The organism is Streptomyces sp. NPDC058469 (assembly GCF_042721125.1).
Taxonomy (GTDB): Bacteria; Actinomycetota; Actinomycetes; order Streptomycetales; family Streptomycetaceae; genus Streptomyces.
Genome location: NZ_JBHXME010000001.1, coordinates 71373 through 78243, shown reverse-complemented (window position 1 = coordinate 78243; position 6871 = coordinate 71373). Strand labels below are relative to the sequence as shown.

The 6871-nt window shown below is 68.6% G+C and carries 6 protein-coding genes; 2 read left to right on the top strand and 4 right to left on the bottom strand.

Going from position 1 to position 6871, the window contains the following annotated elements; translation table 11 throughout:
• The coding region (locus ACFWP5_RS00330) for an SDR family NAD(P)-dependent oxidoreductase (protein ID WP_384148307.1) at positions 1-699 on the top strand (699 nt) is incomplete at its 5' end.
• On the opposite strand, the gene ACFWP5_RS00325 is transcribed toward ACFWP5_RS00330, so the two are convergent.
• Complete coding sequence (locus ACFWP5_RS00325) at positions 696-2093, bottom strand: pyridoxal phosphate-dependent decarboxylase family protein (RefSeq protein WP_384148305.1); 1398 nt, start codon at positions 2091-2093, stop codon at positions 696-698. The two genes, ACFWP5_RS00330 and ACFWP5_RS00325, sit on opposite strands and share 4 nt — an antisense overlap.
• A gap of 474 nt (positions 2094-2567) precedes the next feature.
• Between ACFWP5_RS00325 and ACFWP5_RS00320 the strand changes: the two genes are divergently transcribed.
• On the top strand, positions 2568-3266 hold the full coding sequence (locus ACFWP5_RS00320; RefSeq protein ID WP_384148303.1) for a L,D-transpeptidase family protein: 699 nt from the start codon (positions 2568-2570) through the stop codon (positions 3264-3266).
• A gap of 32 nt (positions 3267-3298) precedes the next feature.
• Here ACFWP5_RS00320 and ACFWP5_RS00315 read toward each other — a convergent pair whose 3' ends face one another.
• The 3 genes from ACFWP5_RS00315 to ACFWP5_RS00305 are packed head-to-tail and all read right to left on the bottom strand — an operon-like array spanning position 3299 to position 6865.
• On the bottom strand, positions 3299-4498 hold the full coding sequence (locus ACFWP5_RS00315; RefSeq protein ID WP_384148301.1) for a Gfo/Idh/MocA family protein: 1200 nt from the start codon (positions 4496-4498) through the stop codon (positions 3299-3301).
• 56 nt (positions 4499-4554) lie between these two features.
• Positions 4555-5898, bottom strand: coding sequence for an ABC transporter substrate-binding protein (locus tag ACFWP5_RS00310; RefSeq protein ID WP_384148299.1), 1344 nt, complete (start codon positions 5896-5898; stop codon positions 4555-4557).
• A 10-nt stretch (positions 5899-5908) separates the two neighbouring features.
• Entirely contained in the window at positions 5909-6865 is a 957-nt protein-coding gene (locus ACFWP5_RS00305) for a carbohydrate ABC transporter permease (RefSeq protein WP_384148297.1), read from the bottom strand.
• Positions 6866-6871: the final 6 nt, after the last annotated feature.

Sequence of the window (6871 nt, the reverse complement as noted above, 5' to 3'; positions counted from 1 at the left end):
GCGCGGGTCCTGGTGACCGACGTCGATCTGCCCGAGGCGGAGAAGACGGCGGCGGACCTGCGCGAACTCGGGCTGGCGACCGAGGCGTTCGGCTGCGACGTGGGGAGCCAGGAGGCGGTGGGGCGGGCCGTCGCCCGGGCCGTCGAGTCCTTCGGGACGCTCGACGTCCTGGTCAACAGCGCCGCCCACTGCACGCCCGACCTCCCGCTCTTCGAGGACGAGCCGGACGACGAGTGGGCACGCGATCTCGACATCACGCTGACGGGACCGTACCGCTGCTGCCGTGCCGCACTCCCGCACCTGGTCGCCTCGGGACGCGGGGCCGTCGTCAACATCGGTTCCGTGAACGGGGCCCAGGACTTCGGCAACCATGCCTACAGCGCGGCCAAGGCCGGACTCGCCTCGCTGACCCGCACCCTCGCCGGACACGCCGGCGGGCGGGGCGTGCGCGTCAATCTGGTGATGCCGGGCACGGTACGGACCTCCGCGTGGGAGGGCCGGGAGGGCGAACTGGACGCGGTGAGCGGGCTGTATCCGCTCGGCCGGGTCGGTGAGCCCGAGGACATCGCCGCGGCCGTCGCGTTCCTCGCCTCGCGGGACGCCTCCTGGATCACCGGCACCACACTCACCGTCGACGGAGGGCTCACCGCGGTCAACTCCGGGTTCCGGAGGGCCCTTTCGGCACCGAAGGATGCCTAGGTGTCTCCGGCGGGCAGTGAGGCGAGCGCCGCCAGCACCCGGTCCGTATCGGCCTCGGACGTACGCCAGTTGCTGAACGCGGCGCGCAGCGCGGGCGTCCCGTCGTACACCGTCGGCGTCAGGAACGCCTCGCCGGTGGCGGCCAAGGCCTCCGCCATGGCCGCCACCCGCTCCTGCGTGGGGTTCTCGGCGAGGGTGAAGCAGACGACGTTCAGCCGGACCGGCGCGGACAGCCGCAGGCCGGGCAGTGCGGCGATGCCCTCGCCGAGGCGGTGGGCGAGGGCGACGTTGCGCTCGACGATCTCGCGGTGCCCGGCGCGGCCGTAGGCCATGAGGGAGAACCAGGCGGGGAGGGCGCGCAGCCGTCGGGAGTTCTCGGGGGTGAGGTGGAGGAAGTCCGGGTCGCCGGTCGGCGGGCCGAGGTACGGGGACGCGTTGTGGAACACCCTGGTCTGGAGGTCACGGCGGCGGGTGAACTGGACGGCCGCGTCGTAGGGCACGTTGAGCCACTTGTGGAGGTCGACGCAGACCGAGTCGGCCGCGTCGAGTCCGTCGACGAGGTGGGCGTACGCGGGGGAGAGCGCCGCGAAGCCGCCGAACGCGGCGTCCACGTGCAGCCAGAAGTCGTGCCGTTCCTTGAGGGCGGCGATCGCCCGCAGGTCGTCGAAGTCGACTGTGTTCACGGTGCCGGCGTTCGCGACGACGATCACCGGACGGCCGTCCAACTCGGCCAGGGCGGCGTCAAGTTGGGCCACGTCGACGGCCTCGCGGTTCCCGGCGAGCACGGGCACGTGACGGAGCCGGTCCCGGCCGATGCCCAGCACGGACAGCGCCTTGCCGACGCTGGAGTGGGGGCTGCCGGAGAGCACGTCGACCGGACCGAGCGCGGCGGCGCCGTCCCGGGACACGTCCACGCCCAGGCGCTCGCCGAGCCACTCGCGGGCGACGGCCAGCCCCACGGTGTTGGACACGGTCGCGCCGGTGACGAAGGCACCGGAGTGCGCCTCTCCGAGTCCGAAGAGTTCCCGCAGCCAGCCGACCGTCTCCCGCTCCAGGGCCGCCGCCCACGAACCGGCCGCACCGGACACGTTTTGGTCGTACGCGCTGGTCAGCCAGTCCCCGGCGACCGACGCGGGTGTCGCACCACCGGTCACGAAGCCCAGGTAACGCGGGCCCGCCGACCCCGAGAGTCCGGGCGCCCACCGTTCGGTGAACCGGGCGAGCGCCGCCTCGCCACCGGCCCCCTCGACCGGCAGTGGCTCCCGGTCGGGTGCCCTGTCGAGCCGGACGACCGGCCGCTCGGCCATCCCGGCCAGCTCACGGGCGGCGACGTCACGGGCTGACTGGAGGAGCGCGGGGAGCCGGGAGAGGTCGTCGGCGAGAGTGCGGTGCATGGGCGGCAGCCTAGGCAGAGCTCGCGGGCGGGGTATCGGGCCACTTCGACCGAACTGGACTGGACCGCCGGCCTGTCGGCCACCTTCACGTCGTCCGGGCTCAGCGATTTCTTGCGCCGGCGCAGCAGCGTCCGCACCATCCGTTCGGTGCGCGCGTTTCCCGAACCGATTCCGTTTCGTGGATCGCCCGGGCGCGCGGGATCCCGCCTGTCTGACCTCATGTGTACCTGTGCGTGTCGTCGGGGTTCCGCTTCGCTCTCCGTGCGGTCCGCGGAATGCTGATTGATCACAGGTAACCGGCGCGCGGCGCCTGGAAACCTGTCGTCCACTTACGGAGGCCGTCTTCCGCCGAGCTGCCCGAGCGGCGCAGAATGTCACCGTTTCGTCGCGGTCCGGCCCGGGCCACAACCTTGTCGCCCGGGCACCGGTCTAGCTGGCAGAGATCGCAGTTCCGGTTGAGGGGGAGGGTCCGACATGGGGGACATACGCAGACGAGGTGCCATAGCGCTCGGTATCACCGGGCTGGTGGCGCCGCTCACGCTCGCGCTGGGCAGCACGCCGGCGCAGGCGGCGACGAGCTGTACGACGCAGAAGGGGCCGTACCAGAAGCAGGTGGAGAAGTTCCTCGGCCGACCGGTCGACGGGAAGCAGTCCGCCGCCGACTGCAAGGCCATCAAGGCCTTCCAGACCAAGCACGGCATCACGCCGAACATCGGCTACGCGGGTTCCGTCACCTGGGGCGTGATGGACCTCATGAACAAGCAGAAGGCCGTGGGCAACAAGCCCAACGCGGCCGGCAAGTGCCCGACGAACAGGGGCCGCATCGCCTGCGTCAACCTCACGCTCCAGATCAGCTGGATCCAGGACGGCAGCCGGCTCGTCTACGGCCCGGTCCCGGTGCGCACCGGACGCAACGGCTACGAGACCCGCACCGGTCTGAAGAAGATCTACTGGCGCGACATCGACCACGTCTCGAACATCTACAACGTGCCCATGCCTTACAGCCAGTTCTTCGACGGTGGCCAGGCGTTCCACTCGGTCAACCTCAGCATGTGGAACCCGCCGGGCTCGCACGGCTGCGTCAACATGACCCCGGCCACCGCCAAGAAGTACTGGTCGCTGCTGAAGAACGGCGACGACGTCTTCGTGTACGGCCGCAAGCCGGGGACCTGACAGTCGGTCACCCGGCCTGCGTACCAAGGCCGTTACTCGGGCGCGTCCCCGAAGTCCGGGATCTCCAGCCTCGCCCCGCCCTGCCGTGCCGAGTCGTGCGCGATGATGCCCGGCAGGGTGTAGCGGGCCGCGACCCACGCGTTCACGGACGGCAGCGTGCGGGAGTTGACCGCGGTCACGAAGTCGTCCGCCAGGAAGTGGTGGCTGCCCTCGTGTCCGTTGTGCAGGTTCTCGAACTCCCGCGGCAGCCGCGACCGGTCGTGCACCGGCGCCGAGCCGGAGGTGAAGGCGGCACGGAGATCCGGCGCGATGTGCTGAAGTGACGGATCGTCAGGAGACATGGTGGGCTTGGGCTCCAGCAACTCGCTGATGTCCTGCACCCCCTTCTTGTCCTGCCAGAAGGCCACCGTCGCGAGCTGCTCCATGCTCGCGTCCGTGCCAAAGAACCGGAAACGCGACTCCCGGATCTGCGAGGGATAGCCCACCCGCCGGAACTCGTTCGTACGGAACGAACCGCCGCCCGCCACCTCGAACAGCGCGGTGGCGTTGGAGAAGTCGTTGCCGAACTGGCTGACCTCCTTGTCGAAGACCCCGTCCCCGCGCTCGTCGACCACCCCGATCGCCGACACGCTCACCGCGTGCGTCTGCCACGCGCCGAGCACACCGCCCACCGAGTGCGTCGGGTACAGCAGCGGCGGATAGCTGGCGGTGGTCTTCCAGTTGTCGCCGCCGCTGTACTGGTACGCCTCGTAGAACCCCAGATCCATGTCGTGGACGTAGTCGCCCTCGGCGTAGAAGATCCGCCCGAAGGCGCCCTCCGCGATCTGGTTGCGGGCGTGCACGGTCGCCGGGTTGTACTGGCTGGTCTCGCCCATCATGTACGTCAGTCCGGTCGCCCTGACCGCGTCGATGATCGCCGCGATCTCCTCCGTGCTGATCGCCATGGGGACCGCGGAGTAGACGTGCTTGCCGGCGCCGAGCCCCTGGAGGACCAGGGGGCCGTGCGTCCAGCGCTGGGTGAAGATCGCGACGGCGTCGACGGCCTTCGACTCCAGCATCGCCTCGTACGAGGGGAAGGTGCCCGCCAGCCCTTGGTCGGCGGCGAGTTGCTCCGCCCGCTCCGGCAGCAGGTCGGTCACATAGACCTCGCTCACGCCTGGGTGGGCCTGGAACAGTCGGGCGAACTGGCCGGAGAACTGGCCTGCTCCGACGATGCCGAGGGAGAACGTCATGGGTGCGTGTCCTTCTCTGACGGGGATTTCACTGAGCGGAAATCACTGAACGAACGTCACTGACCGAGGATGAAGTTGATCTGCTTGTTGGTCTTGTCCAGGCCGCTGACCGGTGCGTCATTGGCGTAGACGTCCTGCATGGCGGGGCGCATCAACGCGTACACGTCCGCCGAGTAGTTGGTGATCGGGAAGGAGAAGGTGGCGAAGTCCTTCTTGTCGGCGACCGGCCGGGTGAAGGCCGTGACGTCGATGCCCTTCTTCTTGTAGGCGGCGACGGCGGCCTTCGTGCCGTCCGGGGTCGCGGGGAAGACGATGCCGTAACTCCCCACCGTCTTCTGGCAGTTGTTCGACGACAGGTAGGTCACCCACTTTCGCGCGCCCGCCTTGTTGTGGGCGTTCTTGGTGATCGAGTCGGCCAGTCCGTTCATCATGGTCGCCCGTTTCCCGGTCGGACCGGTAGGGGTGTATGCGGTGCCGATCTTGAGCCCCTTGGCCGCGGCGTACGTGGAGATCATCCAGGCGCCGTCGAACGCGGTCGCCGCCTTGCCGGCCGCGATCTGCGCGTTGGGCGGGTTGGCGCCGTCGCTGTAGTCCGTGAACGGTGCGAGATAGCCCTTCTTCGCCAGGCCGAAGTACCACTTGACCGTCGACTGGTAGGTCTTGCTGTCGTACTGGAACTTCGTGCCCCAGCGCTTCTTGTCCGTGTAGTTCCAGCCGGCCGAGGCGGTGAAGGGACTCCACGTCGTCTGACCGTCGGAGTCACCGGCGCCCCCGGTGGCCATGCCGTACACCTTGACGTGGTGCTTGTCGAAGCCCGGTTCGTCGCCGCGCTTGCCGTTCTTGTCGATGGTCAGATGGGCGATGGCCTTCTCGAAGGTGCCGCCGTCCGTCGGGTTCCACGCCAGGCTGTCGAGCTGGTCCGCGCTGAGACCGGCCGACTTGGCCATCTTCTGGTTGTAGAAGAGGGCGACCGTGTCCCAGTCCTTGGGCGTGCCGTACCGATGTCCGTCCTGGCCCTGCCAGTTGGCGGCGAGACCGGGCTGATAGGCGGACGCGTCGATGTTGAGGTCGTCGAGCGGCTGAAGCACCTTCAGGTCGGCGAACTGGCCGAACTTCTGTATGTGGTCGGTGAACACGTCCGGCTGGGTGCCCGCGATGAAGCTCGCGGTGAGCTTGGTCCAGTAGTCGGCCCAGCCCAACTGCGTGATCTTCACCTTGAGTCCGGGGTTCTGCTGCTCGAAGCCCTTCGCGCAGGCCTGGTAGGCGGGGAGCTGGTTGGAGTCCCACAGCCAGTACGTCACCGTGTTCGAGGCCGACCCCACGGAGTCGCCCTTCGCGCAGCCCGCCGTCAGGGACAGCGCGAGCGCCCCGGTCAATGCCATGACCGTACGAAATCGCATGCCCTGCCCCTTACTTGATTCCGGTGAAGCTGATGGAACTCACGATGCGGCGCGCGAACACCCCGAAGAGCAGGAGCATCGGGAGCGCGGCGATCAGGGTCGCCGCCATCAGGCCCGACCAGTCGTAGCCGGTCTGCGGGGTCTGCGAGCGGAAGATGGCCAGCGCCACCGACAGCACGCGCGAACTGTCGCTGTACGACACCATCAGCGGCCAGAAGTAGTCGTTCCAGGACGTGATGTACGTCAGTACGCCCAACGTCAGGACCGGCGTGGACGCCATCGGCAGCAGGACCCGGAAGAACACGCGGATCTTGCCCGCGCCGTCGAGCAGAGCGGCCTCCTCGACCTCGCGCGGGATGTTCATGAAGAACTGCTTGAGGAAGAACACCGCGAACGGCGTCATGAACATCGTCGGCAGCGAGATCCCCAACAGGGTGTCCACGAGCCCGAGTTGCTTGATGAGGACGAAGTTCGGCAGCAGGGTGAAGATCGCCGGCACCATCAGCCCGGCCAGGAACAGCCCGAACATGCGGTCCCGGCCGCGCCAGCGGAGCCGGGCGAAGGCGTAGGCGGCCATCGCGGAGAAGAACACCTGGCAGACGGTGATCAGGGTCGAGACGATCACCGAGTTGAGCAGATAACGCCAGAACTTCAGCCCGCCGCCCGAACCGCCCTGTGCGATCGCCTCCTTGGTCGACTGGAGGCCGAGTGCCCGCTCGAAACCACCGGTGGTGAAGTCGACCGGCAGCGGGTCCGAGGGGTGGGCTGCGAGACCGGTGTTGGTGGAGAGCGCGGTGCGCAGGATCCAGTAGAAGGGCAGCAGAGTGATCAGCATGATCGCGGCCATCGCGACCCAGGCGGCGACCTTGCCGACGGAGGGCCGGGGCCGGGGCGGCCGTACGATCTCCTGCTTTGCCGTAGGCGTAGGGGTGTTGGGCACATTGGGTGTGGTGGTCAGGGTGGCCATGTCGAC